This window comes from Mycobacterium gordonae, from assembly GCF_001417955.2.
GTDB lineage: Bacteria > Actinomycetota > Actinomycetes > Mycobacteriales > Mycobacteriaceae > Mycobacterium > Mycobacterium gordonae_B.
The window spans coordinates 1-373 of sequence record NZ_LKTM01000301.1 but is presented as its reverse complement, the minus strand read 5'-3'; the positions used below and the strand labels follow the sequence as shown (position 1 = coordinate 373).

Annotated in this window: 1 protein-coding gene; it reads left to right on the top strand. The window is 78.3% G+C overall.

Features of this window, described 5'->3' with window-relative positions; translation table 11 throughout:
* A partial coding sequence (locus AO501_RS38345) for a hypothetical protein (RefSeq protein WP_197419909.1) occupies nucleotides 1-373 on the top strand: 373 nt, incomplete at both ends.

Here is a 373-nt window from a genome sequence, read left to right as displayed (position 1 = left end):
GAGTCGGGAGTGCGACCGTCTCGGGCGGTTACGGCGGTACGGGCGGCGGTTGCGGGCTGTTCGGCAACGGTGGTGCCGGCGGAATGGGCGGTGCCGGCTCCGCCGGCGGCCACGGTGGCACCGGCGGCGTAGGTGGATGGGGCGGCGTGCTGTACGGCAACGGCGGCTCCGGCGGCGTTGGCGGGACGGGCGCAGCCGGGCAAGTGCCAGGACTGGGCGGCGCCGGCGGGGCCGGCGGAACCACCTTCCTCTTCGGCAACGGCGGCGCCGGCGGCGCCGGCGGAGCGGGTGGCGACGGCGCGACCAACGGGGGCCTCGGCGGAAGCGGTGGCGATGCCGGCCGCGGCGGAATGCTCTTCGGTGACGGCGGGGG